This is a genomic window from Collinsella sp. Sow4_E3 (assembly GCF_052116285.1).
In the GTDB taxonomy this organism is placed as follows: domain Bacteria; phylum Actinomycetota; class Coriobacteriia; order Coriobacteriales; family Coriobacteriaceae; genus Collinsella.
In genome coordinates, this window is sequence record NZ_JBQKLJ010000002.1 from 238,681 (window position 1) to 263,042 (window position 24,362).

Here is a 24,362-nt window from a genome sequence, read left to right on the forward strand (position 1 = left end):
GCGCCGCTAGATGCGCACCGGCATGACCAGGTACAGATAGTTGATCTTGTCGTAGGACTTAAAGATGCCGGCCTGCGAGTAGCTCTTGAGCTCCAGCGTGATCTCCTTCTCCTTGGACAGGGCGTTGAGACAGCCAAAGATGTAGTGGTAGTTAAAGGCAATGGTACCCGACTCGCCCTCGGCCTCGACATCGATCGTCTCCTGCGCCAGATCCTGGTCATTGGAGATGGAGGACAGGCCCATCTGGCCGTTCTCGACATCGATCTCAAACTTGACGGCGGGGTTGGCGCTCGCGATGACCGCCACGCGCTTGAGGGCGGCATTAAAAGCTGCCACGTCGATCTTGACGCTCGTTACGCATGAATCGGGGATGAGCTGCTTGTAGTTGGGATACACACCCTCTATGCGGCGCGACACGTAGGTGGTGTTGCCGGCTTCAAAGACAACCTGGGTGTCGGTGGCACCGATCATAATGGTCGCCTGGCTCGCCATGATGCTCAGGGCGTCGTTGAAGGCATCGGCCGGCACGTTGAGCTCAAAGGAGCCCTCGAGCGTCGAGGTCTCCACCTGCGTATCGCACACGGCCAGACGGAAGGAGTCGGTCGCCACCAGGCGCACGGTGTTGTTTTCGACTCTCATATGCACACCGCCCAGGATGGGGCGGGCCTTGTCGGTCGAGGTGACGCGCCACACGCGGCTGACCATCTCGGACAGAATGTCGGTCGGGAGCTCAACGGCGCTCTCGATGGCATAGGCCGGGAACTCGGGGAAATCGTTGGCATCGAGCGTATTCAGGCGGAAGGAACTCTTCTCGCAACCGATCAGCACCTGGCGCTCCGAAAGCTCAAAGGTAACTGGGGCATCGGGAAGGGTCTTGGTGATGTTGGAGAGCATCTTGCAGGGGATTACCATCTCACCTTCCTCTTCCACATGTGCCGCGATGCGGTGACGAATCGAGATAGTGTAGTTAGAGGTCTGGAATTCCAAGATGCCGTCTTGTGCCTTGATGAGCACGCCCGACAGAATAGGGAGGGTGGATGCCGAAGCGACACCCTTCATGACGACGCCGATTGCTTGCGTAAGCGAGCTCTGGCTGACGGTGAACTTCATCTTTTAATACCTTTCTATAGATATAAATATCTCAATAATAGTAATAGTACTGACGAAACTGTTGATTACTCCCAAACATGCAGGTCAAACCCAAAAAGAGAATCGACAGTTCCCTGTGTGCAACAGGGGTCGTTTTCCACGTTCAAAACCTGCGCAAAACTTTTCATCGGAGCGGGCTGGGTTTTAGACACCTTATGCCCGCGGTTTCGACAAGTTTTCAACAGGTGTGCCTATTTCCCTACGAGCGCAGTGTAATTTTGTCTCGTAGCGATTTGAGGTCCTCGGTCACGGTCCGGTCTTCCTGAATCATCTTCTGGACTTTTTTGTAGCTCGTGCTGACGGTCGAGTGGTTGCGGTTGCCAAACTCCGCACCCACGGCGGTGGTTGTCATCTCGCACATCTCGATCGCTAGGTAGATGGCGATATGGCGCGCCTTGGCGATATTGGCATTGCGGCGCGGACCAATGAGCTCCTCATGCGTCACGCCGTACTGCTCCTCGATAACAGACTGAACTGTCTGCACGTTGATCTTTTTGGCCGACGTGTCGAAGTACTGGCTGGCGATGGCATCGATGTCGTCGAAGCTCAGCTCGCTACCCTCGCGCTCGCGGTCGCCCGCCTCCCCGGCGCAGCGCTCGCAGAAGCTCTCGAGCTCACGGATGTTGGTGCCCGATACCTCCGCCATATGTTTAAAGTGCTCGTCGGTCAGATGTCCGCTGTCGCCACCGTAGGCCGCCAGCAGCGAGTCGTCGCCCGCCTCGGGCGCCGCCGCGATCGTGTTCTCGTAATAGCGCTGCAGAATCTTGTACTTCATCTCGTAGCTGGGCTCTGCTACCAAGCAGAGCATGCCAGCGTTAAAGCGGCTGGTCAGGCGCTCGTCCATGTTCAGATCCTTGGGCGCACGGTCTGCGGCAATCACGACTTTCTTGTTGTTGCGGATAAACTCGTCCATGAGCTGGAAAAAGTAGTCCACGCTCGCGCGTTTGCCGATGATGTTTTGGATGTCATCGATGATGAGCACGTCCACGCCGTGGTATGCCTGCATGATGGGAGCGTTACTCTTCTTTTGGCGGTCGAATTCTGTCATCAGATCATCGATGTATGCCTGTGAGTTGGCGTATTTCACTTTGATCTCGGGCGACTTCTCGGCGAGCTCGTTTTTGATGGCGAGCAGCAGGTGGGTCTTGCCCAAGCCCGATTTGCCATAGATGAACAGGGATGTGCAAGTACCGCGTTCGTCTGCGAGTGCGGCGAATTTAAGCGCCGAACGATAGGCATGGCTGTTTTCGGGGCCGTAGACAAAGTTTTCGAAGGTGAATTTTGAGTTGGCCACGAGGGGCGCGCCATCGGCGTTCTGCTCGCCCGGCGCCGCAGCCGTGGGGACGCTCACAGGCGATGTCGAGACTGGTTTTGCGCTCTTGGCGGGTGCCGCGCCCTTCATCTGATTCATCATGCGGCGGAAATCGTCGGCCGACAGCGTGTTTTTGATCGCGATGCCCGGTTCTTCGCCCGGCGCCGCGTCGTGCGCGACGGGCATGTGTGAAACGCTGGGCGCGGTTGCTACCGGCACGGCTGTTGCGTGGGGCATGGTTTCACGGGAAACATCGCCCGCATTGGTCTCCGGAGCCGCCACGGGGGCGACGGCCGTCAAAGGGGGAGTGACGGGTGCCGCCCCCGTGACGCCTGTCGTGGGACCCTGCGGGGTCACGATGTTGAGCGCGATCGGAGCAAAGGCAATCTCTTCTAGGTAGTGCTCGATAGTCGGCTGGTGCTTTTTGAGCTGCGCAATGGCAAAGCGCGACGGTGCCTCGATGGTCAAGGTGTCCTCGGTCAGGCTCACGGCACGCGATTGCCCCAACATGTTGATGAGGCGTGCATCTTGGCCGTCGCGCTGGCAAAAAGCGATGGCATCCTCCAGGATGATGCTTGCTTCCTCGTCCACTGTCTCTCCCGTTCCTTAACTTTGGGCACGCACGCGAGCGCTGCCGAGTTCGGTCAGATGGTATTTCTGACCGTGTTTGATTACCAAGCCGGCCTGCGCCAAGTCATTGAGTGTGCGTGACCACGTGGGCGCGGAGTTTCCAAATGCTCGCGCCAGGTCGGTGGCGCCGCACTCTTGGTTTTGAGCCAGATATCCCAGCGCCGCGTTGCCGCGCTCGCTCACAAATACGTCCGGTTGCGGCTGTGCGTATTGATTCGCCGCATTAGGATACATCATTTGAGCTGCTGGTTGTTGAGAACTCTGCATGGTTGGCATCGGCTGTTGAAAACTTTGCGGCCACTGTTGGTATGGCTGCGGCGGCATCTGCTGGGCCCAGGGATTGTACGGCTGCGGCATCTGCTGATACGGCTGCTGATAGCCCTGGGGATACTGCTGCATATATTGCTGGGAGTATCCCTGCTGCGGCATATATTGTCCCGGATATGCCTGCGGGTACGGTTGGAAGCCCATCTGCCGAGCTCCTTGCATGCCCGTCACCTGCTGCATCGCGGCTGCATCCAAATCGGCCGGGACCATGGACTCTGCCGAGCCTTGAGTTGTCGTCTGTCCCGCGGGCTGGGGGTCCTGCATGGGCGGCATGCCGGGTTGATGCATCTGCTGCGAAGCCATGGGCTGTTGTAGTGGGGACGCGGCCATGGTTTGCTGCGGAGTCATCATTGCTTGCTGTGGAAATGCTCCCGGCAGTGGGTATTCCGACCCCTGGGCCTCGGGGCGCACGGCTGCCCCGCGCCCTCCCGCGCGCTCAATTTCCTGCACGCGCTTGGGGTCGAGGCTCACCGTGACGACGGTGCCGTTGCCCATGTTATCTTCGATGGAGACTGCCCCGCCGGCGTTTTCCAGGTATTCCTGCACCATGGGAAAACCTGCCCCGGTGCCGCGTATATACCGCTTCATCTTGCTGTTTGCGCTGGTTACGCCAAAGTCGAAGGCGCGCTCTTTGTCGTCGATGCCCGGACCTTGGTCGGCAAAGCGGATAGTTTCCCCGCCGTCCAGGATCGAGATAATGGGCTCGGCAAAGTGGGCGTGGATAAAGTTTTCGACAATCTCGCGGATAACCATGAGTGAGATGTGTCCGCCTTGCTCTTTCATGCACTGGTAGACGGTGTTAGTCGTCTCTTCCAGATACGTGCGGATGTCTTGCGGCTCGATGACGATCACGCGCGGGGTCGAAAGCATGTCGTCATAGACGGCGATGCGCGCCGCATACATGGTTTTCGGTGTCTGTTTCGATGTCTGCTCGCCCTCTTCGCGCTCTTCGCGTACGCCGTTGATGTGCTCGTTGTCGGGTGCCGGGTCACCGGAATCGACCATGGTGTAAAAGTCGTCAGACATGCCGCTCGCAATCTTTCAAAAGGTTTCGGATAAATAGTAGCTCACCGCGCAATGTTTCTCATCTTTCGACAAGTTTTCAAAACAAGTTGAAAACTTTGGAAAATGGGCGAAAAGTTCTCAACATTGCCAACATGACCTGTCGAAAACTCGGTGAAATATCGTGAAAAGTTGGAGTCATACTCAACAACTCATCCGGCTTATGGCGGAACCGTGTGAACTGCGCAACCTTTTACCTTTGATTTCTTGACATTTGAACATTGATTTCCCTACAATCTTCAAGCTCACGTGTCTATATCTGCGTCCGCGCCCTCGCGGACACTCGAAATGCAGCAGGAGGAACTTAAGATGAAGCGTACGTATCAGCCTAATAAGCGTAAGCGTGCCAAGACCCATGGCTTCCGTGCCCGTATGGCCACCAAGGGTGGTCGTGCCGTGCTCGCCCGTCGCCGCGCCAAGGGCCGCAAGCGTCTCACTGTCTAGCAGCGATACACACATCTCGCATGAAGACTATTAAGTCTCGGCAAGATTTCGAGCATGTGTTCAGTCAGGGGCGTCGTTTCAATCATCCTCTGATTCGAATGACCATATGTGAATCGGTTGGCGAAGGCGACTCTGGAAGGGTCGCCTTCGTTGGTGCTAAACGACTCGGTTGCGCAGTTGTGCGCAATCGTTCTAAGCGTGTGATGCGCGAGGCCGCCCGCAGCTGCGGATTTCCCGTTGCGGGTTATGACATCATCTTGTTCGCGACCCCCAAGACGAGGATCTCGTCGCCGGAGGAGATGAACGAGGCATTGCGTTCGCTTGTGATACGCGCCGGCGTTGCCGGGGAGGAGCGATGAGCAATCACGTTTTGCGACGTGTTGCCATCGCTCCTATTCGCATATATCAACAGGTTATTTCGCCCTTATTGCCTGACGCCTGCATTTATTATCCAACGTGTTCTCATTACGCCGTCCAGGCTATCGAGAAATACGGTGTTTGTAGAGGCTGCTGGCTTGCCGTGAGGCGCATCGCTCGCTGCAATCCCCTGCACGTCGGCGGTTATGACCCTGTGCCCTAGCGGGCACTCGCTATCGGAGGAAAAATTACATGTGGGATTGGATCGTTAACATCCTTTTCGAGCTGCTCAAGCTCATCCAGACCTTTGCGGTCGACTGGGGCCTGTCCATCATTATCCTGGTGGTCATCGTCCGTCTGCTGCTGACGCCGCTCATGCTCAAGTCGACCAAGTCGACGGCCCGTATGCAGGTGCTGCAGCCCAAGATGCTCGAGATCCAGGAGCGCTACGCCGACGATCCCCAACGTCAGGCCGAGGAGATGCAGAAGTTCTACAGCGAGAACAAGTTCAATCCGCTGTCCGGCTGCCTGCCGCTTCTGATTCAGATGCCTATCCTCATCGCCCTGTTTACGCTTCTGCGCAACCTGCCGCATTACTTTAACGAGGGCACCTTCTCGTTCTTCAACATTCTGCCCGATCTGACTACCACGCCGAGTGCCTCTTTTGCCGATGGCTTTATGGTCGCACTGCCTGCGCTGGTTTGCCTGATTCTGTTTGCTGTCCTGACCCTGATTCCGCAGCTGTACATGTCGCGCAATCAGACTGGTCAGCAGGCCCAGAGCATGCGCATGATGGCCGTCGTCATGACCGTCATGATGCTCTGGATGGGTTGGAGCCTGCCCGTTGGTGTTCTTTTGTACTACGACGTGTCTTCTGCCTGGCAGGTCATCCAGCAGATCTTTGTGACGCAGAAGGTTATCGAGAAGGCTAAGGCCGAAGAGGAGGAGCGTCTTAAGAACGCCCCGCTGCAGGTTGAGGTCACGCGTCGCGAGAAGAAGCCGCGCCCGCACAAGAAGAAGTAGCGGTATAGTAATCTTATTTAGGTACCTAACTTTTGGAGTACGTTATGTCTGAAGAGATCGTCGAGGATATGCTTGAGGAGGTTGCCCCGCAGGCCGCGGGCGATTATCTCGAGATTGCACAGCGCTACAAGGCTGGTGAAGAGCTTACGGATGAAGAGCTCGACACCATTGCCGATGTTGCGATTTCTATTCTTCGTTCCATCCTTTCGCATTTCGACGCCGCCAACTCTCCTATCGATGAGTATGAGGGCGACGAGGGCGAACTGATTCTTGATGTAACGGCTCCCGACCTTGCCGTCCTAATTGGTCGTCATGGTCGCACCCTTGATGCCCTTCAGGTTATGTTCTCGCTGTTGGTGAGCCGCAAGCTAGGCTTTAGGTATCCGGTTGTCGTCGACGTCGAGGGATATAAGAGCCGCCGCCAGGACAAGGTTGCCTCTATGGCTCAGTCTGCTGCCGAGCGGGCAGTGCGCACTCACAAAAGCGTTTCGCTTCCGCCCATGAATGCCTACGAGCGCCGTCTGGTTCATATTGCTCTTCGCGGCAACGACGCCGTCGACACGCATTCTGAGGGTTCTGACCCCGATCGTCATGTTGTGATTGTTGCTCGATAACCTAAACGAGCTTATCTTAAGGGGGCGTGGTTTCCACGTCCCCTTTTTTTGTCAAAAGTTCTTGATACACTGATTTTTGTCAGATAGGAGTTTGTCTTGTTTGTACTAACCGATGAGCAGACAAGCCAGATGCTTAGTCGTCTAATTTCGTATTGCGAAGACTATTCTTTGAAGGTCTCCAATGATGCCCTACGCTCCTGTATCGAGCATCTTGATCTTGTTTTGGAGGCTAATAAGACCACCAATCTTACGCGCATCCTAAATATCGAAGATGCGGCTGTTCTTCATATTCTTGATTCGCTTGTTTTGCTTCCCTATATAGACATAGCTCCAGAAGGCGCTTTGTTAGACATGGGTACTGGTGCTGGGTTTCCTGGTATCCCTTTGACAATTGCTTGCGGACGTAAGGCTACCTATATCGATTCGGTTGGCAAGAAGGTTGATGCCGTCAACTCATTTGTTGAGGCTCTCGGTCTCAAGCATGCTCACGCGGTTCATGATCGTCTTGAAGAATATGCCCGAAGCCATAAGAAACAGTTTGCTGTTGTCACTGCTCGTGCACTTGCACCGTTACCAGTTCTCGTCGAGTATGCTTCACCATTTCTAATAGATAGTGGTCTCTTTGTTATTACTAAGGGAAACCCGTCAGACGTCGAACTTCAGTCTGGTCTAACTGCCGCTAGCATATGCGGGTTCACCACACTTATGACAGATGATTTAGATTTGCCAAATGGCTTGGGTCATCGCGAGTTTATCATTCTAAAAAAATCTCGTCCGGCAGCTATTTCGCTTCCACGTGCTAATGGCATGGCGAAGAAGAATCCGCTTGCCTAGATGTTTCACGTGAAACATAATGGATAGTAATTACCTGTTATGTTTCACGTGAAACATAACAGATGATGAATCGGAATGTTTCACGTGAAACATCCTCCGTTTAACAGCTTAAAATACACCAGGAGGGACCGTGGGATTTCGCGACGTTAAGCGTTCAAAGAGCGCAAAAGACACGCGTATCATTGCAATCATCAATCAAAAGGGTGGTGTGGGTAAGTCCACCACAGCAGTAAACCTTGCAGCAGCACTGGGTGAACAGGGTCGAAAGACGCTGATTGTCGATTTTGATCCACAGGGTAATAGCACGAGCGGCTTTGGAATCGAAAAAGAAGAACTCGATAACTGCATCTATGATGCATTGCTGAATGATGTTCCGGCTGAATCGCTTGTTCTTGATACAAATTGCAGTAAGGTATTTGTAATTCCGGCTACTATCCAGCTTGCAGGTGCCGAAATTGAGCTTGTGAGCGCAATTGCACGAGAAACACGCTTGAAGGATCTGCTTGAGCCTGTTAAGGATGAGTTTGACTTTATATTTATTGACTGTCCGCCTTCACTTGGCTTGTTGACCATTAATGCGTTGACGGCGGCGGACAGTGTTCTGATTCCGATTCAGTGTGAGTATTACGCACTCGAGGGTGTCACGAAGCTGCTTGAGTCGATGAAGATGGTCAAAACACGCCTAAATAAGAGCCTTGATACCTATGGCGTGCTTATGACGATGTATGATTCGCGAACATCGCTCTCAAATCAGGTTGTCGAAGAAGTGCAGTCGTACTTTGGCGATAAGGCATTTAAGACCTTGATTCCGCGTACGGTTAAAATATCTGAAGCACCGTCGTTCGGTGAGCCGGTAATTACATATGCGCCGCAAAATAAGGGTGCAAAGGCGTATATGAACCTTGCCAAAGAGGTGATCAAGCGTGCCTAGTCCTAGGAAGCGTGGCGGTTTGGGTCGCGGACTCAATGCATTGGTCTCCGAAGCAGAATATGAGACCGGTGGATCTGCGACGTCCGCATCCAATACCGCTTCGGAAACTAAACTTCCAATCGAAGATATCGTTCCGAATCCCAACCAACCCAGAATTCATTTTAATGAGACCGAGCTTCGAGAGTTGAGTGAGTCGATTCAGGAGCATGGTGTTCTTCAGCCACTTCTTGTACGCAAGCACGGTAATGGCTATGAGATTATCGCGGGTGAGCGCCGTTATCAGGCTTCTAAGCTCGCTGGACTTGAGGAAGTTCCTGTCATCATAAAAGATGTTGATGATGAACAGATGCTTGCGCTTGCATTGATTGAAAATCTGCAACGCTCTGATCTCAATCCCGTCGAAGAGGCTAAGGGGTATCGACAGCTCATCGATGCGAGTGGTATGACTCAAGAGGCCTTGTCGAAGGCTGTTAGCAAGTCTCGCTCCGCAATCACCAATTCGCTGCGCCTACTTGATCTTCCAGAGGTTGTTCAGCAGATGATCTTTGAAGGTAAACTGACTGCTGGCCATGCTCGTGCAATTCTTGCAGTTCCATACGAAGATGCACGCATTAAGTTAGCTGAGAAGGTTGTTGCGGAAGGATTGTCCGTCCGCGCGACAGAAAATCTTGCTCCGTTGTTTTCTGCCGGAGAGACACCAAAAACGCCTCGAACCGCAACGCCTCAGTCTTTTAAGAAGGCGGCACGCGTTCTGCGTCAGGTGTTTAACACGAACGTTCGCGTAAAGAGCTCGCGCGGCAAGAACAAGATCGAGATTGAATTTAAGGATGAAGAGGAACTCTCTCGCATTCTTGGCGAAATCATTCAGTTTGATCAAGGAGGTCAGGATGAGGAATAAAGTTCTGACTGCTGTCGCTTTGGCTGCTACTGTTGCAGTTGGCGCTTTTGCCGGTTATAAGATTGCGACAGATGATGAATTGCGTGGTCGTTTACTTCGCGGAGCGCAGGATATCGTTGATACCTCAAAAAAGAAAATGGATGTTATGACCGAGGACGTTGCCATGCGTACGGCTCAGATGACTAAGAATCCCAAGATCAACCAAGATTGGGTTAATCATCAATGGGAAAATGTAGGCTTTTAGGTACCTAACAATGACTCATCTATTCTGAAGGGTTCCTTGTCTGATCACCAGTACAGGGATCCCTAATATCGTCCTAAATAATGCTGGACAATCGTATGATGCAGATAATCGATAAATATGAAACAGCCCCGGTTGCAATTAAGCAACCGGGGCTTTCTGATGTTTCACATGAAACGTTTGGGCTGGTCGCCCCTACGCATTCTTCTGAACTTTGAAACGCTGCTTGAGTTGGCCACAAGCCGCATCGATATCGTTACCACGGGAGTTGCGAATCGTGGTCTCGATACCACGGGACTCAAGACGGCGTTGAAGGTCTTCTACCTTATGGATCGGTGACGGCTTGAGTGGGCTGCCCTCAATATCGTTGAGCTGAATCAGGTTGACGTGGCACAGCGTGCCCTCACAGAAGTCGCAGAGCGCCTGCATTTCGGGGTTGGTGTCGTTGACGCCCTCGATCATGGCATATTCGTACGTCGGACGGCGGCCGGTCTTCTCGGTGTAGAGCTGCAGTGCCTCGTGAAGGCGCAGGAGTGTGTATTTCTTGACACCGGGCATGAGCTTATTGCGTGTGGACTGGATGGCGGAGTGCAGCGAGACAGCTAGGGTGAACTGCTCGGGAATGTCGGCAAACTTACGGATGCCAGGAATAACACCGCTGGTAGACACGGTGAGATGGCGCGCTCCAATGCCGATACCGTCGGGGTCATTAAGGATGCGCAGCGCCTTAAGAACCTCATCATAGTTGGCAAAGGGCTCGCCCTGGCCCATGAACACTACGCTTGTCGCGCGCTCGCCAAAGTCATTGGAAACGTGAAGTACCTGGTCGACGATTTCCTGGGCGGTCAGCGAGCGCCTGAGGCCGTTGAGACCGGTAGCGCAAAAAGCACAGCCCATTCCGCAGCCGGCTTGGGTGGATACGCAGACAGAGAGCTTGTTACGACGGGGCATGCCGACGGTCTCGACAGAAATGCCATCGTGGTACTCGAGTAGGTATTTACGAGAGCCGTCCTTGGACACCTGCTTGGTGAGCTCGGTCGGCGTGTCGAAGGCAAATGCCTCCTTTAACTGCTCGCGGAAAGCCTTGGGAAGGTTGGTCATATCGTCAAACGAACAAACGTTCTTCTCAAAAACCCATTCAATGAGCTGCTTCGCGCGGAAAGCGGGCTGGCCGAGTTCGGCCACGAGCTCGCGAATATCGTTTTGGCTCAAGTCGCGAATGTCCTGAGATTTAGTCCTGGGATTCATGGAAGCCTTTCGATTTTGGGGAAACGTAAGGGGTATCGCTACAATATGGTATCAGCTGCAGAAATCATAGAGGAGGAGTCTGCCCATGCCGGGTAAAAGCCTAGAGAACATGCACGTAGCGGTCTTGGCGGGCGGCCATTCCGCCGAGCGCGAGATTTCGCTCAATTCGGGAAAGAACGTCGTGGTGGCCCTAAAGGAGGCTGGCTACACTTCGGTGGAGCTGCTCGATACGGCTGCCGATGATTTTATGGTGACTATGGCAACTGGCGATTTTGACGTGGCGTTTATCGCCATGCACGGCGCCGGCGGCGAGGATGGCGCCATGCAGGGAGCCATGGAGACGCTGGGTATCCCCTATACGGCGTCGGGTGTGCTCGCCAGCGCGTGTGGCGCCGATAAAGAGGTTTCAAAGCTTCTGTATGCCAAGGCAGGCATCCCCATTGCCCCCGGTTTGGCGCTTGAGGCGGGCGACGAGGTTGATATCGATCGCATCGTTGAGATTTGCGGCGAGCGTTGCTTTGTAAAGCCCGCCGTCAACGGCTCCAGCTACGGCATCTCCCTGGTACACGAGCCCTCTGAGCTGCCTGCCGCCATCGCCAAGGCCTTTGAGTACGGCGATAAGGTGCTGGTCGAAAAGTGCATCGAGGGAACCGAGATTACCGTAGGCGTCTACGGCGAGGATGACGTGCGCGCCCTGCCGATCGTCGAGATTCGCAAGCCTGAGGACTGTGAGTTCTACGACCTGGATGTGAAGTACGTCGATCCCACGGATATCCACCGTATTCCGGCGCAGATTTCGCCCGAAAACTATGCTCGTGCCCAGGAACTAGCCTGTGCGGCCCACAAAGCCCTCGGCTGTCTGGGCATTTCGCGCAGCGATTTTATCGTGAGCGAGGACGGCCCCGTCATCCTCGAGACCAATACGATTCCCGGTATGACCGATACATCGCTGTATCCGGACGAGATTCGTCATACCAAAGACATGACCTTCCCGCAGGTCTGTGACAGTCTGATTCGCATGGGTCTCCGTCGAGCGGGCATTGCATGCTAATCGAGGATGCTGTATCTCCTGGAACGCCGCAGTTTGTCATTGATTCCTATGCAACGCTTGCCGAGCGTGCCCGCACACAATCGTTTGGCCTTATCGAGGAGGATGTTATCGTCCTCGATACCGAGACCACGGGTCTTTCGGTCCAGGACAACGAGCTTATCGAGATTTCCGCGGCCCGTCTTTCGGGCCGCGAGGTCGTTGACCGCTTTGACACGTTTGTGCATCCCAAGCAGCTGATCCCTGCCGAAATCACTGAGCTCACAAGCATCACAAACGCCGATGTGGCCGATGCCCCCTCGGCTGTAGAGGCCGTGGCTGCGCTCGCCGATTTTGTGGGCGGGTGCCCGGTTATCGCGCACAATGCCACGTTTGACCGATCATTCATCGAATCGGTCAAGGGCGGTGTCAACGTCAGCGACATCTGGATCGATTCGCTGGCGTTGTCCCGTATCGCGCTGCCGCGCCTGGCATCGCACAAGTTGTCCTTTATGGCTGATCTGTTTGGCTGCGACTCCGTGTCGCACCGTGCAAATGCCGATGTCGATGCCCTGTGTGGGGTGTGGCGCGTGCTGCTGGTTGCCCTTACGGACTTGCCGCAGGGCCTTATGGCGCGTCTGGCGGATATGCACGCGGATGTTCCTTGGTCCTATCGTCCCATTTTCTCGTTTTTGGCAGGTCAAAACCCCGGCTCGATTTTCTCGCTTGCCGCCGCCCGCGCCGACGTGCTCAAGGCCGATCGCGCCGATGATCGCGTAGATGCCGACGAGCTGCCGGTTCTTAGCATGCCGAGCCGCGAAGAGATTGAGGCGGATTATGCCCCCGGTGGTCTAGTCAATCGCATGTATCCCACTTATGAGCCGCGCGACGAGCAGATTGCCATGGCGCTCGAGGTACGCGACGCGTTGGTTACGGATACGCATCGCGTGATAGAGGCCGGTACGGGCGTCGGTAAATCGATGGCGTATCTCGTGCCCTTTGCCGAGGCCGCCCGCCGAAACAACATTACCGTTGGCATTGCGACCAAATCGAATAATCTTGCCGATCAGCTTATGTACCACGAGCTGCCAAAACTCGCCGAACAGCTGGACGGAGGCTTGTCATTCTGTGCGCTCAAGGGATATGACCACTATCCGTGCCTGCGCAAACTCGAGCGCATGAGCCGAAGTCAGGCCGAGATTACCACCAAGCGCGATCCTGCCGACACGCTCACAGCGGTTGCGGTGATCATGGCGTATGTGTGCCAATCTGCCGATGGTGACCTCGATTCGCTCGGCATTCGCTGGCGCAGCGTCAACCGTCCCGACTTTACGACGGCCTCGCGCGAATGCGCTCGCCGCCTGTGTCCGTTCTTCCCCGATAAATGCCTCGTCCACGGTGCCCGTCGTCGCGCGGCGCATGCCGATGTCGTGGTCACAAATCATTCCCTGCTGTTTCGCAACGTTGCGGCCGAAGGGAGAATTTTGCCTCCCATCCGCCACTGGGTAATCGACGAGGCTCATTCCATCGAGCGCGAGGCGCGCCGCCAGTGGGCGCGCGTGGTCTCGGCAGACGAATCTCGTGTGCTATTTGAGCGCCTTGGCGGGTCGAGCTCCGGTGCATTGAGCCAGGTATCTCGTGATTTGGCGACATCCGAAGGCTCCACGCTTTATCTGGGGCTCACCGCGAAGGCGACGTCTACGGTCGCACGCGCGAGCATGGCACTCGCCGAGGTGTTTGACGGCGTGCGTGAGCTCGGCCGTCGCGCCCGCGGTGGCTATGACAGCGCAAATCTGTGGATTGGCCCCGAGTTGCGCGAGTCGGATGACTGGCATGACTTCTTGCAGTCTGCCAGCGCTGCTATCGATGCCCTGGAGCAGGCGGATAAAAATGTTGCCGCGCTGGTGCAGGCTGTCGCTGCCGATAAACCCGAGATCGTCGTCGACCTGGGCGATATTTCGCGCCGTCTGCACGAGCTGGCCGAGAACCTCAAGCTCATCATTGACGGCACCGACGAGCATTATGTGTACTCGCTGCAGGTCAACCGCCGCCTACGTGCGGGCGGAGAATCCATGACCGCCGAGCGCATCGACATCGGCGAGGCCCTGGCGAACGAGTGGCTGCCCGAGGTGCATACGGCCATCTTTGCCTCGGCAACCATGACGGTGTCCAAGAGCTTTGAGCACTTTAACCATGCCGTAGGCCTCGATCGCATTGGTGCTTCGGCATCCTCGTCACTGCACCTGGATTCGAGCTATGACTTCGATTCGAACATGGCCGTAGTCGTGGCGGGGGACATTCCCGACCCTCGCGACCGCGAGGGCTATCTGTCCGCGCTCGAGCGCGTACTGGTCGATGCCCATCTTGCTATGGGCGGGTCGGTGCTCACGCTGTTCACCAATCGCCGCGATATGGAAGACCTGTATGCTCGGGTTGAGCCCAAGCTGGCGCGTGCCGGCCTGGAACTCAATTGCCAGCAGCGCAATTCGTCTCCCCGTCGCTTGCGCGATCGCTTTATCAACGAGTCGACCTCGTCGCTCTTTGCTCTCAAGGCATTTTGGGAGGGCTTCGATGCCGGCGGCGAGACGCTGAGATGCGTCATTATCCCCAAGCTGCCATTCTCGAGCCCCACCGATCCTCTCTCGTGCGAGCGCAATCTGCGCGAGGACCGCGCCTGGGTACGCTACTCGCTGCCCGAGGCGGTTCTCGAGGTCAAGCAGGCGGCCGGTCGCCTGATTCGTTCATCGACCGATTGCGGCGTGTTGATTTTGGCCGACCCGCGTCTGGTGACGAAGGGTTACGGCAAGAAATTTCTGACATCGCTGCCTACGAGCTCGTATCAGCGCATCGAAACGGCGCAGATCGGCCACTATCTTCAGTTATGGCGCCAAGCGCACGAACGCCATCGCTAAGAACGGAAGGCCAGTGCCTCGGCGGCATCACATAGGCGCTTTGAAAGGGCGGGGTCGTCTGCGATGCGGATGGCTCCGCCCGCTGCGATAATTTGGCTAAACAGCCAGTTTTCGGAGCTATAGCAAACGGTCACGCTTGCCGTACCCTCCCCATCGGCTTTAATTGACCTGATACCTGCCCACCTCACGCGTTCTGCCATATCGAGCGGCATCAGGAGCTTAACGCTCTGGCTTGCCTGTGCAAGGGAATCGTGCATGGACGTGGTTTCGGTCGTGTGACGCACGACGGAGTCTTCCGTCAGCAGAAGCTCCTCGATCTTGTCCATACGGTAGGAGCGCTGCCCGTCTGCCTCGACATCCCAGGCAATCAGGTACGTTTGGTCGCCGTTGGTCGTGATCTTTAGGGGGTCGATCAATCGCCTGCGTGGATGCTGGTCGTCCAGGGAGCGGTAGGTGACGAGGCATCGCACACCATCCTGGATTGCACAGCAGAGTTGCTGCCAATAAGATCCGCGAGCGACGGTATCGACAACGCGTTGGTTGTATCCGAGTTCCGCCGGAAGGAGTGCGCGCCGGATGCGCGCCGCCGCGCACTCTTCGATTCCGAGCGACTCCAATTCATGGTTGAGTACGGCGCCCTCGGCGGCACTCAGGCGAAGCGGCAGCACTCGGCCCGCATCGCCGATGAGAATCACACGTTCATCGCGGCATTCGCAAATGATGCGCGCGCCCGATTCGCGGTCTGCGAGCGTCGAGATGATGCCGATGATCTCGTCGAGCGAAGCTCCGGAGATATCGAAGCGACTGCAGATTTCGTCTCGCGTCATGCCCGCCTCGCCGGCGGCATAGAGTGCCTCCATAATGTCGATGGAGCGCGAGAGCCTTTGTTCGCTGGTGAGCTTACGCGCGGCCATGAGCGCTCACTGTCCTTTCGATGAGGCGGTTCCACGCCTGCTTGAGTTCGTTGGGCGCTACGGGCCTCATACCGTCAACACTGTGTTCCATGCAAAATGACGCCGCCGCATTCAGGTCGCGAACGTCAACGGTCCAGGTCCAGCCGTCTTTGGCGTGCTCGAGCCTTCCTCGCCCACGTGTGAGGCCGTGGACCATGTCGGATTGAGCCTGCGGAGCAAACGAGAAAGTTGCCGTGACGGGCTGGCAATCGGAGAAATCGAATTCAAAGAAGAGGTAATCGTTGAGATTGAAGTCTGCGGGAATGGCGTAGGCCCGCGATGGACGCCACGCACGAACGATGCGATCGCAGCGAAAGGTTCTGATTTTTCCGGTGGCGTCATCTAGGCCGCAAAAGTAGGCTGTTCCTTCGCGCTCGAACATGCCGTAGACGCAAACAGTGCGTTGTCGTTGCTCACCCCGTCCGTTTTGATACAAAAAACGCAGCGCGCATCGATCGGCAAACGCGCTCCATACCGCATCGACCGTCGGCGAGTGAAGAACGGGGTGCTCGGCCGTATTCGTCTCGCCGGTCAGATAGGCAATTTTGGAGCGTATGTCGGCGAGCGGGGTCGCAAAGGCCGAAGAGCCCGTGGTGAGGGTCTGATCGATAGCGTTTAGCAGAATGTCGGCATCGTCTGCGGTGATCAAGCCGCCCGCGGCAAACGTATGCTCACGGTCGATTGTCCAGGCGCTCTCCTCGGTCTCCTGGGCACCCGCGGCGCGAACTTCCTTGATCACAATGCCCCGCTCGAGCAGCTTGTCGCGGTCGCGGCGAAACTTTCGCTTATCCGAGTCGACGTTGCCCGATCCGTAGCCTAGGTCAGAATCCAGCACGATCTGCTCGGTAGTTAAGGGCTCGGGGGAACTGTTGAGGACAAAGAAAAGGTTGAGGATACGCTGGGCGGTTTTGTCGAAACCGGGTTCTGGCGCATTTGTTTTGTTTGTCGCGGTCATATCGCTTACCGTCATAGAATCCTCGCATGGGAAGGTTATTTGATGCCATGATTTTAATCCGATATGGAGATTAGGCTATATCCTTGTCCGCTCAGTGCGTTAAGATGCCCAGATTTCGGCCGATTGCGTTCGCTCGGGGTATACTTTCGACTATATACGGTTCTAATGTGCAAGCATTGGGCCTATTTGTCGGATTATGGATGTGGAGCGCACATGGCGAACACCCAGAACTATATCAATCACCTGCTGCAGGGCACGGGCATCACGCCGGCGTGCAGCGAAGAAGAGCGTTTGGCTGCCGAGGATATCGCCCAGATCTTCCGCAATCATGGCTTTGATCCCGAAGTCCAGGAATTTAACGCTCCTGCACCCAGCAGGTTGGCATTTGCCGTCACAGGCATCCTGTCTTTTGCCGGTGCCCTGCTTATGGGTATTGGCGGCAGCATCGGCTTAATCGGTGTTCTGCTGGCCATCGCCGGTGCCGTGTTGTATGTGCTCGAGCGTACCGGTCGCCCTGTTATCTCTCGCCTGGGCAAGACGGGCGTGAGTCAAAATGTCATTGCCTATCACAAGGCCACGGGTCCGCTTGCATCTCCGCGCAACCGTCCGGTGGTTGTTGTCGCCCATTACGATTCTCCGCGTGCCGAGCTCCTCGCTCGCGAACCGTATGCACCGTATCGCGCGCTCATCGCCAAGATGCTGCCGGTCGCCACGATTGTCCCCGCTGCCGTCGCCATTCTGCGTATTCTGCCGCTCCCCGGCGCTCTGAAGGTTCTGCTTTGGATCGTTGCGATCCTCGCCTCTCTTGTGGCGCTCGCCAACGCGGCCAATATCATTGCCAACCGTTTTGTTCTTCCCTATACGTCCGGTGCGGTCTGCAATAAGTCTTCTGTAGCCGCGATGCTCGGTGTCATGGATAACGTTGCTCCTTACCAAGGCGAAAACGAGTTCCCCAACGACATTCCGTTTGATGACTATTTTGGTGAACAAAAGCGTCGTGCCGAGGAGATGGCGCGTGCGGCGGCTGAGTATGCCACTGCCCAGCAGCAAAACGACTACGGCAACACGATCGAGTACGAAGAACCCTCCTACACCGAGGACGAGTTTGGCCAGCCGATCGCTCCCGAATCCGAGCAGGGCGAAGTTTTTGACGAGCAGATCGATGGCTTTGAGGGTGCCTCAGCTGACGAAACCCTGATTGGTGTCATTGCTCCCGAGGCTCTTGCTGAAGCCGAGGTTGCTGCCGAGCCGGTCGCGGATGAGGATGTCGTCGAGTCGATTGGGGCGCCCGCTGTCGCTGAGCCGGGCGAGCCCGAGCCCAAGCTGTATCGCAATGCTGCCGGTAATATTCGCTTTGGTTCTGATGCCATTCGTGCCTTGGGGATGCTTCCCGAGTCGTGCACGCTTGATTACGAAGAGGGCGAGGAGCCGACGATCGATCCCGAGCCTGCTTCGGTTGAACCTGTCGCCGCGCCTGCCGACGAGCCCGTCGTCGATACCGAGCCCGAGACGGAACCCGAGCCCAGCCCTGCACCCGAGCCGGACACCGCTGCACCCGCTCCGGTGGTTCAGGATGTGTACGACGATTCCGCCAGCGATTACGATGAGTATCCGCAGCGCGTTTCCTATGAGAGCGATACCGATTTTTCGGCCGATCTACCGGTCGCGACGCCCCATGCCGATATAGCATCTGCGTTCTCTTCGATTGGAGCCAGCGCTTCAAGCTTCTTTAAGGGCGCACTCGCTAAGGGTAAAAAACTTGTCGACGACCTTGAGGAAAAGCGTGCCGCTGCGCGCGAGGTGGCAGAGCAGGAGGCTATCGCCCACCAGCAGGCTGCCGAGGCCGAGCGTGAGCGTGCTGCGCGGGAATTTGAACAGCATGAGGCTGAGCAGCCTGCCGCGACGGAGGTCGCCGAGGCTACGACGTCCTTCGAGGCCCAGCAGCCAATCGACGCCACCGAAACGCTCGACGCCGCGAACTTCGATGCCACGATAACGTTCGAGAAGCAGGGTACTGCCATCGCCGAGCCCCTTTCTGTTTCCGATGAGTCCCAGGATGTTGCAGATGAGATCGAGGCGCCCGAAGCCGAGCCGGCTGAGAGTGTCGATGCCGAGCAGGTTGAGAACGTTGACGCCGAGCCGAACACCGCCGACGAGATTGAAGCCGAAGCGACGGTCGTCGTTGAGCAAGAAGAGACACCGGTGATTTCTAACGCCGATGAGTCCAGGCCGTACTCTACGCAGATCTTTACCATGCCTACCCCGAGCGATCCCGGCTCCACGGTTGCCAACCCCGCATCGGCGCAGGTCGAGACGGTTGATTCGCTCATGGCACAGATTTCGTCCAAGGCCGCACCGCGTCCGCAGATGAATATCCCCGATCCCGCTTCTGCTCCGGTGCTCACACCTTCTTCTTCGCCGCTTGCCTCGGTCCCCGATCCATCGCTGCCCTCGATGCAGCAGGCCAACGTCGCATCCCGCACATCCCTCTTCGATCTCCCCGACCCCTCGGCTCAGGCCGACGATCCTTTCGCGACGGCTCAGGGGCCCGAGCCCACGTCGGCGCCGGTTGCCCCCTCCATGCCCGTTTCTTCGGGCGCTCAGCCCATCGAAACCATCTCGGCTCCCGTCGTCAAGGAGGCAAAGCCTCAGAAGCGCGGTCTGGGCGGCTTGTTCGGACGCAAAAAGAAGAATGAGCAGAACAGCATGAGCGACTGGCTGGGCGTCGAGGATGACTACGATGCCAAGAAGTCTGGCCGCGGTATCGGCTCTTGGGATAACTTTGAGGACGATGATAACGGCTGGAAGGGCGGTGCCACCTCTTCTGACGGCGCTTCTGCCGAGGACATGCTTTCGGCTGTTGCCTCCATGGGTGATGACGAGCTGCTTGGTCACGATATCTGGTTTGTGGCAACGGGTGCCTCGGATTGTGACGGCGCCGGTATGAAGGCGTTCCTCGAAGCCCATCGCGATAAGCTGCGTGGTGTGTTCTTTATCAATCTTGAGTCCATTGGAGCCGGTAGGCTTTCGGTCGTGACGGTCGAAGGCGAGCAGCAGTTGCTCAAGGGTGATCGCCGCATCATGAATCTGGTCAGCAAGGTGTGCAAGTCGTTCCACGTTGATTGTGGCGCGTTTGAGATGCCCTATGCCAAGACCGATGCCTATGCCGCGCTCGAGGCGAGCCGTCGCGCCCTCACAATTGCCGGTGTCGATGGCCCGCGTCTTGCCTGCGCGCGCACCGAAGACGATTTGCCGTACAACGTCAACCCGACGAACATCGCTACGGTGTCCGAGGTTGTCACCGAGGTCATCCGCCGTTCGTAACGGACCTCTAAGGAGTTAGCGTGTTTTCATACATCAAACGCCATTGGCCCGTCTATGTGGTTCTGTTTTTGATCGCCATCGCTATGGGTCTGGGGGCCGCATATATCGTGGGCGCTAAGGGGTCGACGCCCAGGTCCACGATGAGCGAAGAGGTGGAGCAAGAGCAGAGTTTGGGTGCCGACGGCATTTCGGATGGCGATCTGGAACTTGTTGACGGCGGGTCTGCGTCTACGGAATAGCCTTTGGTTACATACGCCAGATAACGGGCGAGCCGGCATATCGGCTCGCCCGTTATTTCTACCTACTCCTCTTTTGATGCCGAGCTTAGCCAAGTGAGCCAAATTGCTGTGCCACCGGCGGTCAATAATGCGGTGAGAAAAGAGATGATGGGTGCATTGCCCGTATTTGGAAGATCCTGCGGAATGGCGCATTTTTGAACAACACGATCTTTATCGTGCGACTCGAGTTTTTCGCCTCCTCCGTTGCGGCAAAGGTCCACACGGGCACTGTTGGCGAGTGCGGTTTGGGGCGTATAGGATGAGGTTGCACACATCCGGATGATTGCTCCGTGTAAATCCGATTTGAGGGATGCCGCCGCGTCGTCAAGGTCGTCATGCTCGTCTTTAAGCCCATCGCGATTCCAAGAATCGTTGTCGCGCCGGGTCGTAAAGTCTGCGGAAACCGAGCCATACTCAAAGCGAATCCCCGTGATAACAGTGTCTTCCGAAAGTGTAAGGTCCTTTACTTCGAGGGTGGAAGACTCCGTGGTCGAGACATCGGCTTTCCAAAGACTCCAGCCATCGTAATCGACAATCCGCACATCCTCGCCCAGCCGCTCTTTGACCTCGGCTGTCTCGAGCCACGGGTTGGTGTGTTCATCGTCAAGTGTGGCGTTGGCCTTTTCCTTTATGTCCAACTTGTCTGCCGGTGACGTTCGATACCAAACATTGCAGAGCCCGTTTAAGTCGCCGACGGCGATCGGGGTTTTAATGGCGACAAGTTTGGCCGTGCCGTCTTTGGCACATTCGAGATCGTCGGTGACGGTGAACTCGTCGACCCAGGTGCTCGATTCGTTTTGAGCGTCGATGGTGTAGGAATAGGAGCCCTTTCTGTCGGGTTGCGTCGCCGCCCGGTTTTTACCGTCGCCGTTCGCCACTGTTCCCTTTGCGGTTGGCCGCGCGATTTCTTGTCGCTTGTCGACGCTCCCCTTAATCTCAATCGGTGCATCCGTCATGGTTACGGCCTGGATCTTCCCCGTATCCTTGACTTCAAAGGATACGTCTTCAGCGAGGTCATAGGAGCGCGGGGACATTGTTTCGCGTAGGGTATAAGAACCGGGTTCAAGGTGCTCCACGCGATGGGGCTGCTCGGATGATATCCAAGAATCAATTTCTGTTCCATCGGCGTCGCATAAGACCAGTCGGGCGCCTTTAACTTCATGCTTGCCTGTCATATCGACCTTGGAGAAATCGACCTTGGTGTAATCATTAGACAATTCGATCTGCGACTCGACCACGGGGACCTTCTGGTCGATATAAGCAAGCTCAACGATATGTGCTGTCCGATCAAGTAGATAGCCGTCGGGAGACTGGGTTTCAACGACTTCGTATCGTGCCGTTCCGCAACCCAGCGAAAGGTTGTCTACGCGAGCTTTACCCTGTTCATCAGTTGTGACGGCGGCAACGGCTTCACCGGCAAGGGCGGCAATGTGGCCATCGGGGCAAACGATATCGTCGGCAGCGCGAATTTCAAACTTGGCACTAGATAGGGCACTGCCGTCTACTGCGTCAGCCTTCACGATCTCGATGCTTCCGGTTGCCGCGCTGTTGAAATACGAGACGGCGGCGATAGGTGTGAGATCTGCATCGGCAGGAATCGTCACCTTCAGTTCGTCGCCCACAAGGTAGGGCGCTTTGGCTGCGACTTCTCGTACGAAATATGTGCCCGGCTTGAGCGATTCTGGCAACGTGACGGTGCCGGTCGCATTGGTGGTAAAGGTGTTCATAACGTTGTGCGTCGGATACCAGCATGTTTGAGAGATGGGTTCACGGTTGCTGTTGAGCAGCTGAAAACTAAAGCCGGCAAGGGGGACGGAAGCTCCCGTCTGGGCATCGCGTTTGATGATTTGGAGATGTGTCGAAAGGGTGTGATTGTCCACTATGTACTGAAGCTTGGCTCCGTCGGCGATTTGCTCGGGCGCGATGGTCCAATCTTCTGCCCGCTTGAAGCCTGCGGGAACAGTTTCCGGGACCTCGCGAACGGTATACCCCTCACGATCGTAGGGGATGGCTCCATGGACGCCGTCCGGCCGTGTGCCCGCGCCAAACCAGGCCTTGGTCTGGTCTTTGGTGGATGCGAAGCCATAGATATTTGTCGTCAATGTGCCTACGACCTGCTTAGAGCTGTTGCTGACAATTTCAAAGACGACGCCTTCCGCTGGCTGTTCTAATCCCGATTGCTCGCCGTTCCCGTAATCCTTGAACTTGGAAATCTCGAGGTCAAACGCAATATGAGTATTGGGGATGCGGCGTTCGAGCTCAACGACGCCCATGTCGTTTAGTTGATTGGGGCCGACCGTATAGGTCCAGCTGTCATGGGGGAGCAGGTAGCCCTCTGGTGCTTTCGATTCGTAGAGGGTAAAGGTTCCCAGGGGAATGCCGCTTAAGGTCGCCTGGCCATCGCCTTCGGTCGTGAAGGTACGCGTCCACCCAGGGGTAGATTGCGAGACACAGGTAAATTCGGCTTCGGCGAGCGAGGTTCCCGCCTGCGCTCCGGCACTCGTAGCGGCATCGGTTTTGACGACACGCAGCGTGATAGAACCTGGCTGCTCGTTGATTGTGACATGTCCGCCGCTTTTTCCGGTGGTAAAGGCAATGCGATCGCGTCGGGACAGATAGCCTGTCGGCGCTTTGGTTTCGATTAGGTAGTATGCCGTGTTGGGCAAAAGTGTTGCCCGTGCACGACCGTTGCCGTCCATTTTGATGCTGCCGACGTGTTTGTCCGTGTTTTCCTCAAATATGTTAAACGTCGCCCCACCTAACTGATACGTATCGTTCCCGCTGGTAATGACAGTGTCTGCAGATCTTTTCTCAAAGGATACGTTGATGGTGGGCAAAACGTAGAGCATATCCTGGTGCCGGCCTTCGTTAGAGACGGGTCCGTGATAGCGTCTGGCGCGATGCGGGTCGGCCTTAATATTTCCGGCTTTTGCGTTGTCGTAGAGCCAGCGCGCCGCCGCGACAACCTCGGCGTCTTGATCGAACTTGCCGCTTTTGGCAACGCCGGCGTTGTTTGTATACGCAAAAGAGCCATCGGGGCGCGTGGTTCCTTTGAGCATCCACACGGCAATCTGGGTTGCGGCGCGGGCGCGTTCGGCCGTTAGGTTATGGCCGCCAAATGATGTGGCGGAAGGGTATCCATGGCAGATGACGGCGGCAAACTCGTTGTCGAGCCATGTCCAACCCTGATTGTAGGTCCGCCAGGGTCCTCCCGGGCTGCTGGGGCCGGGGCAGTCTTGGTTCATGCAGTAAGAAATCGAGGCGTCTTGTGCCTCGTACTTGCCAATGCCAAACGGTCCGCACATATCGCTGATGGTGCGGAAACTAAGCGTATCGTTTCCATCGACGGCGCAGGCGGTACCAGGCGTGGCGCAGGCTAGAAACAACAAGAGGAATAGGAGCAGCGGTGCTGTTGCGATTGCGCTGTGGACAGAGTGCGTGGGTGCATTGGACATGGCTGCTCCTTATCCTTTGTGCGCCGCGCTGGGAGATTGCGGCGCGTGGGATGAGATTAGCGCCGGGGGTCATACGGGTAAGTACCGCGAGCTGACCAAGAACTTGCCAAGTTCCCAACAAATGGAGACCGGTTTTAGATAATCAAACAAAAGAGCAGGTAGAAGACGGTGTAAAACAGGTTACTCGAGTCCCTGTTTTCGCAATTCGAGCAACAAAAAGATGATTTTCCATGCGTAAAACAAGGGTTAGTGCCCTTGTATCAAACAAGACAACCGCGTTATACTATCCCCCACATATGCGGGCATCGCCAAGTGGTAAGGCATCAGCTTCCCAAGCTGACACTCGCGGGTTCGAGTCCCGTTGCCCGCTCCAGTTAAAAGTACAAGC

The 24,362-nt window shown here is 56.2% G+C and carries 20 protein-coding genes and 1 tRNA gene; 14 read left to right on the forward strand and 7 right to left on the reverse strand.

Features of this window, described 5'->3' with window-relative positions; translation table 11 throughout:
- Window positions 1-6: 6 nt before the first annotated feature.
- The 3 genes from dnaN to ACTQ48_RS02940 form a co-directional block, all read right to left on the reverse strand.
- Complete coding sequence (gene dnaN, locus ACTQ48_RS02930) at window positions 7-1,110, reverse strand: DNA polymerase III subunit beta (protein WP_427748154.1); 1,104 nt, start codon at window positions 1,108-1,110, stop codon at window positions 7-9.
- 238 nt (window positions 1,111-1,348) lie between these two features.
- A complete protein-coding gene (locus ACTQ48_RS02935; RefSeq protein ID WP_441570093.1) occupies window positions 1,349-2,971 on the reverse strand; it encodes a DnaA ATPase domain-containing protein in 1,623 nt (540 codons plus the stop codon).
- 96 nt (window positions 2,972-3,067) lie between these two features.
- Window positions 3,068-4,444: an ATP-binding protein gene (locus ACTQ48_RS02940; RefSeq protein WP_441540319.1), complete on the reverse strand. Its 1,377-nt coding sequence runs from the start codon at window positions 4,442-4,444 to the stop codon at window positions 3,068-3,070.
- Window positions 4,445-4,789: 345 nt separating this feature from the next.
- Here ACTQ48_RS02940 and rpmH point away from each other — a divergent pair, with 345 nt between their 5' ends.
- The 9 genes from rpmH to ACTQ48_RS02985 all read left to right on the forward strand — a co-directional run bounded on the left by rpmH (window position 4,790) and on the right by ACTQ48_RS02985 (window position 9,825).
- Window positions 4,790-4,924: a 50S ribosomal protein L34 gene (gene rpmH / locus ACTQ48_RS02945; protein WP_019127408.1), complete on the forward strand. Its 135-nt coding sequence runs from the start codon at window positions 4,790-4,792 to the stop codon at window positions 4,922-4,924.
- Between the two features lie 20 nt (window positions 4,925-4,944).
- Window positions 4,945-5,283: a ribonuclease P protein component gene (gene rnpA, locus ACTQ48_RS02950; RefSeq protein ID WP_154516785.1), complete on the forward strand. Its 339-nt coding sequence runs from the start codon at window positions 4,945-4,947 to the stop codon at window positions 5,281-5,283.
- Window positions 5,280-5,504: a membrane protein insertion efficiency factor YidD gene (yidD, locus tag ACTQ48_RS02955; protein ID WP_154516787.1), complete on the forward strand. Its 225-nt coding sequence runs from the start codon at window positions 5,280-5,282 to the stop codon at window positions 5,502-5,504. Before rnpA ends, yidD begins: the two co-directional genes overlap by 4 nt.
- A gap of 29 nt (window positions 5,505-5,533) precedes the next feature.
- Window positions 5,534-6,304: a YidC/Oxa1 family membrane protein insertase gene (locus ACTQ48_RS02960; RefSeq protein ID WP_427717906.1), complete on the forward strand. Its 771-nt coding sequence runs from the start codon at window positions 5,534-5,536 to the stop codon at window positions 6,302-6,304.
- A 44-nt stretch (window positions 6,305-6,348) separates the two neighbouring features.
- Window positions 6,349-6,918: a Jag family protein gene (locus ACTQ48_RS02965; protein WP_154516793.1), complete on the forward strand. Its 570-nt coding sequence runs from the start codon at window positions 6,349-6,351 to the stop codon at window positions 6,916-6,918.
- A gap of 96 nt (window positions 6,919-7,014) precedes the next feature.
- Window positions 7,015-7,752, forward strand: a complete 738-nt coding sequence (gene rsmG, locus ACTQ48_RS02970) for a 16S rRNA (guanine(527)-N(7))-methyltransferase RsmG (RefSeq protein WP_441570082.1) — start codon at window positions 7,015-7,017, stop codon at window positions 7,750-7,752.
- 130 nt (window positions 7,753-7,882) lie between these two features.
- A complete protein-coding gene (locus tag ACTQ48_RS02975; protein ID WP_427729019.1) occupies window positions 7,883-8,683 on the forward strand; it encodes a ParA family protein in 801 nt (266 codons plus the stop codon).
- A 19-nt stretch (window positions 8,684-8,702) separates the two neighbouring features.
- Window positions 8,703-9,581 (forward strand): ParB/RepB/Spo0J family partition protein, encoded by an 879-nt coding sequence (locus ACTQ48_RS02980; RefSeq protein WP_427795191.1) that lies wholly within the window; start codon window positions 8,703-8,705, stop codon window positions 9,579-9,581.
- Window positions 9,571-9,825, forward strand: coding sequence for a hypothetical protein (locus ACTQ48_RS02985; RefSeq protein WP_154516796.1), 255 nt, complete (start codon window positions 9,571-9,573; stop codon window positions 9,823-9,825). The genes ACTQ48_RS02980 and ACTQ48_RS02985 overlap by 11 nt, the downstream gene beginning before the upstream one ends.
- Window positions 9,826-10,017: 192 nt before the next feature.
- Here the strand turns inward: ACTQ48_RS02985 and rlmN are convergent, their stop codons facing one another.
- Complete coding sequence (rlmN, locus tag ACTQ48_RS02990; protein ID WP_154516799.1) at window positions 10,018-11,070, reverse strand: 23S rRNA (adenine(2503)-C(2))-methyltransferase RlmN; 1,053 nt, start codon at window positions 11,068-11,070, stop codon at window positions 10,018-10,020.
- Between the two features lie 85 nt (window positions 11,071-11,155).
- Here rlmN and ACTQ48_RS02995 point away from each other — a divergent pair, with 85 nt between their 5' ends.
- Together ACTQ48_RS02995 and ACTQ48_RS03000 are read left to right on the forward strand one after the other, a co-directional pair.
- A complete protein-coding gene (locus ACTQ48_RS02995; RefSeq protein WP_427748142.1) occupies window positions 11,156-12,121 on the forward strand; it encodes a D-alanine--D-alanine ligase family protein in 966 nt (321 codons plus the stop codon).
- Window positions 12,115-15,009, forward strand: coding sequence for a helicase C-terminal domain-containing protein (locus ACTQ48_RS03000; protein ID WP_441570083.1), 2,895 nt, complete (start codon window positions 12,115-12,117; stop codon window positions 15,007-15,009). The genes ACTQ48_RS02995 and ACTQ48_RS03000 overlap by 7 nt, the downstream gene beginning before the upstream one ends.
- On the opposite strand, the gene ACTQ48_RS03005 is transcribed toward ACTQ48_RS03000, so the two are convergent.
- Together ACTQ48_RS03005 and ACTQ48_RS03010 are read right to left on the reverse strand one after the other, a co-directional pair.
- On the reverse strand, window positions 15,006-15,923 hold the full coding sequence (locus tag ACTQ48_RS03005) for a helix-turn-helix transcriptional regulator (protein ID WP_441570084.1): 918 nt from the start codon (window positions 15,921-15,923) through the stop codon (window positions 15,006-15,008). The genes ACTQ48_RS03000 and ACTQ48_RS03005 overlap by 4 nt on opposite strands.
- On the reverse strand, window positions 15,910-16,932 hold the full coding sequence (locus tag ACTQ48_RS03010; protein ID WP_441547435.1) for a helix-turn-helix transcriptional regulator: 1,023 nt from the start codon (window positions 16,930-16,932) through the stop codon (window positions 15,910-15,912). Before ACTQ48_RS03010 ends, ACTQ48_RS03005 begins: the two co-directional genes overlap by 14 nt.
- A 198-nt stretch (window positions 16,933-17,130) precedes the next feature.
- On the opposite strand from ACTQ48_RS03010, the gene ACTQ48_RS03015 reads away from it, so the two are divergent.
- Window positions 17,131-20,241, forward strand: a complete 3,111-nt coding sequence (locus ACTQ48_RS03015; protein ID WP_441570085.1) for a hypothetical protein — start codon at window positions 17,131-17,133, stop codon at window positions 20,239-20,241.
- A gap of 20 nt (window positions 20,242-20,261) precedes the next feature.
- The gene (locus ACTQ48_RS03020) at window positions 20,262-20,480 is read left to right on the forward strand and encodes a hypothetical protein (RefSeq protein WP_427729007.1); all 219 of its coding nucleotides are present in this window, start codon (window positions 20,262-20,264) and stop codon (window positions 20,478-20,480) included.
- A gap of 62 nt (window positions 20,481-20,542) precedes the next feature.
- Here the strand turns inward: ACTQ48_RS03020 and ACTQ48_RS03025 are convergent, their stop codons facing one another.
- A complete protein-coding gene (locus ACTQ48_RS03025; protein ID WP_441570086.1) occupies window positions 20,543-23,974 on the reverse strand; it encodes a SpaA isopeptide-forming pilin-related protein in 3,432 nt (1,143 codons plus the stop codon).
- A 298-nt stretch (window positions 23,975-24,272) separates the two neighbouring features.
- Between ACTQ48_RS03025 and ACTQ48_RS03030 the strand changes: the two genes are divergently transcribed.
- Window positions 24,273-24,347 (forward strand) — tRNA-Gly (locus ACTQ48_RS03030).
- Window positions 24,348-24,362 lie beyond the last annotated feature (15 nt).

Coding starts and splice junctions, on each gene's coding strand:
- dnaN (WP_427748154.1), bottom strand. CDS start 1,110: ATGAAGTTCACCGTCAGCCAGAGCTCGCTTACGCAAGCAATCGGCGTC.
- ACTQ48_RS02935 (WP_441570093.1), bottom strand. CDS start 2,971: ATGTTGGGGCAATCGCGTGCCGTGAGCCTGACCGAGGACACCTTGACC.
- ACTQ48_RS02940 (WP_441540319.1), bottom strand. CDS start 4,444: ATGTCTGACGACTTTTACACCATGGTCGATTCCGGTGACCCGGCACCC.
- rpmH (WP_019127408.1), top strand. CDS start 4,790: ATGAAGCGTACGTATCAGCCTAATAAGCGTAAGCGTGCCAAGACCCAT.
- rnpA (WP_154516785.1), top strand. CDS start 4,945: ATGAAGACTATTAAGTCTCGGCAAGATTTCGAGCATGTGTTCAGTCAG.
- yidD (WP_154516787.1), top strand. CDS start 5,280: ATGAGCAATCACGTTTTGCGACGTGTTGCCATCGCTCCTATTCGCATA.
- ACTQ48_RS02960 (WP_427717906.1), top strand. CDS start 5,534: ATGTGGGATTGGATCGTTAACATCCTTTTCGAGCTGCTCAAGCTCATC.
- ACTQ48_RS02965 (WP_154516793.1), top strand. CDS start 6,349: ATGTCTGAAGAGATCGTCGAGGATATGCTTGAGGAGGTTGCCCCGCAG.
- ACTQ48_RS02985 (WP_154516796.1), top strand. CDS start 9,571: ATGAGGAATAAAGTTCTGACTGCTGTCGCTTTGGCTGCTACTGTTGCA.
- rlmN (WP_154516799.1), bottom strand. CDS start 11,070: ATGAATCCCAGGACTAAATCTCAGGACATTCGCGACTTGAGCCAAAAC.
- ACTQ48_RS02995 (WP_427748142.1), top strand. CDS start 11,156: ATGCCGGGTAAAAGCCTAGAGAACATGCACGTAGCGGTCTTGGCGGGC.
- ACTQ48_RS03000 (WP_441570083.1), top strand. CDS start 12,115: ATGCTAATCGAGGATGCTGTATCTCCTGGAACGCCGCAGTTTGTCATT.
- ACTQ48_RS03005 (WP_441570084.1), bottom strand. CDS start 15,923: ATGGCCGCGCGTAAGCTCACCAGCGAACAAAGGCTCTCGCGCTCCATC.
- ACTQ48_RS03010 (WP_441547435.1), bottom strand. CDS start 16,932: ATGACGGTAAGCGATATGACCGCGACAAACAAAACAAATGCGCCAGAA.
- ACTQ48_RS03015 (WP_441570085.1), top strand. CDS start 17,131: ATGGCGAACACCCAGAACTATATCAATCACCTGCTGCAGGGCACGGGC.
- ACTQ48_RS03025 (WP_441570086.1), bottom strand. CDS start 23,974: ATGTCCAATGCACCCACGCACTCTGTCCACAGCGCAATCGCAACAGCA.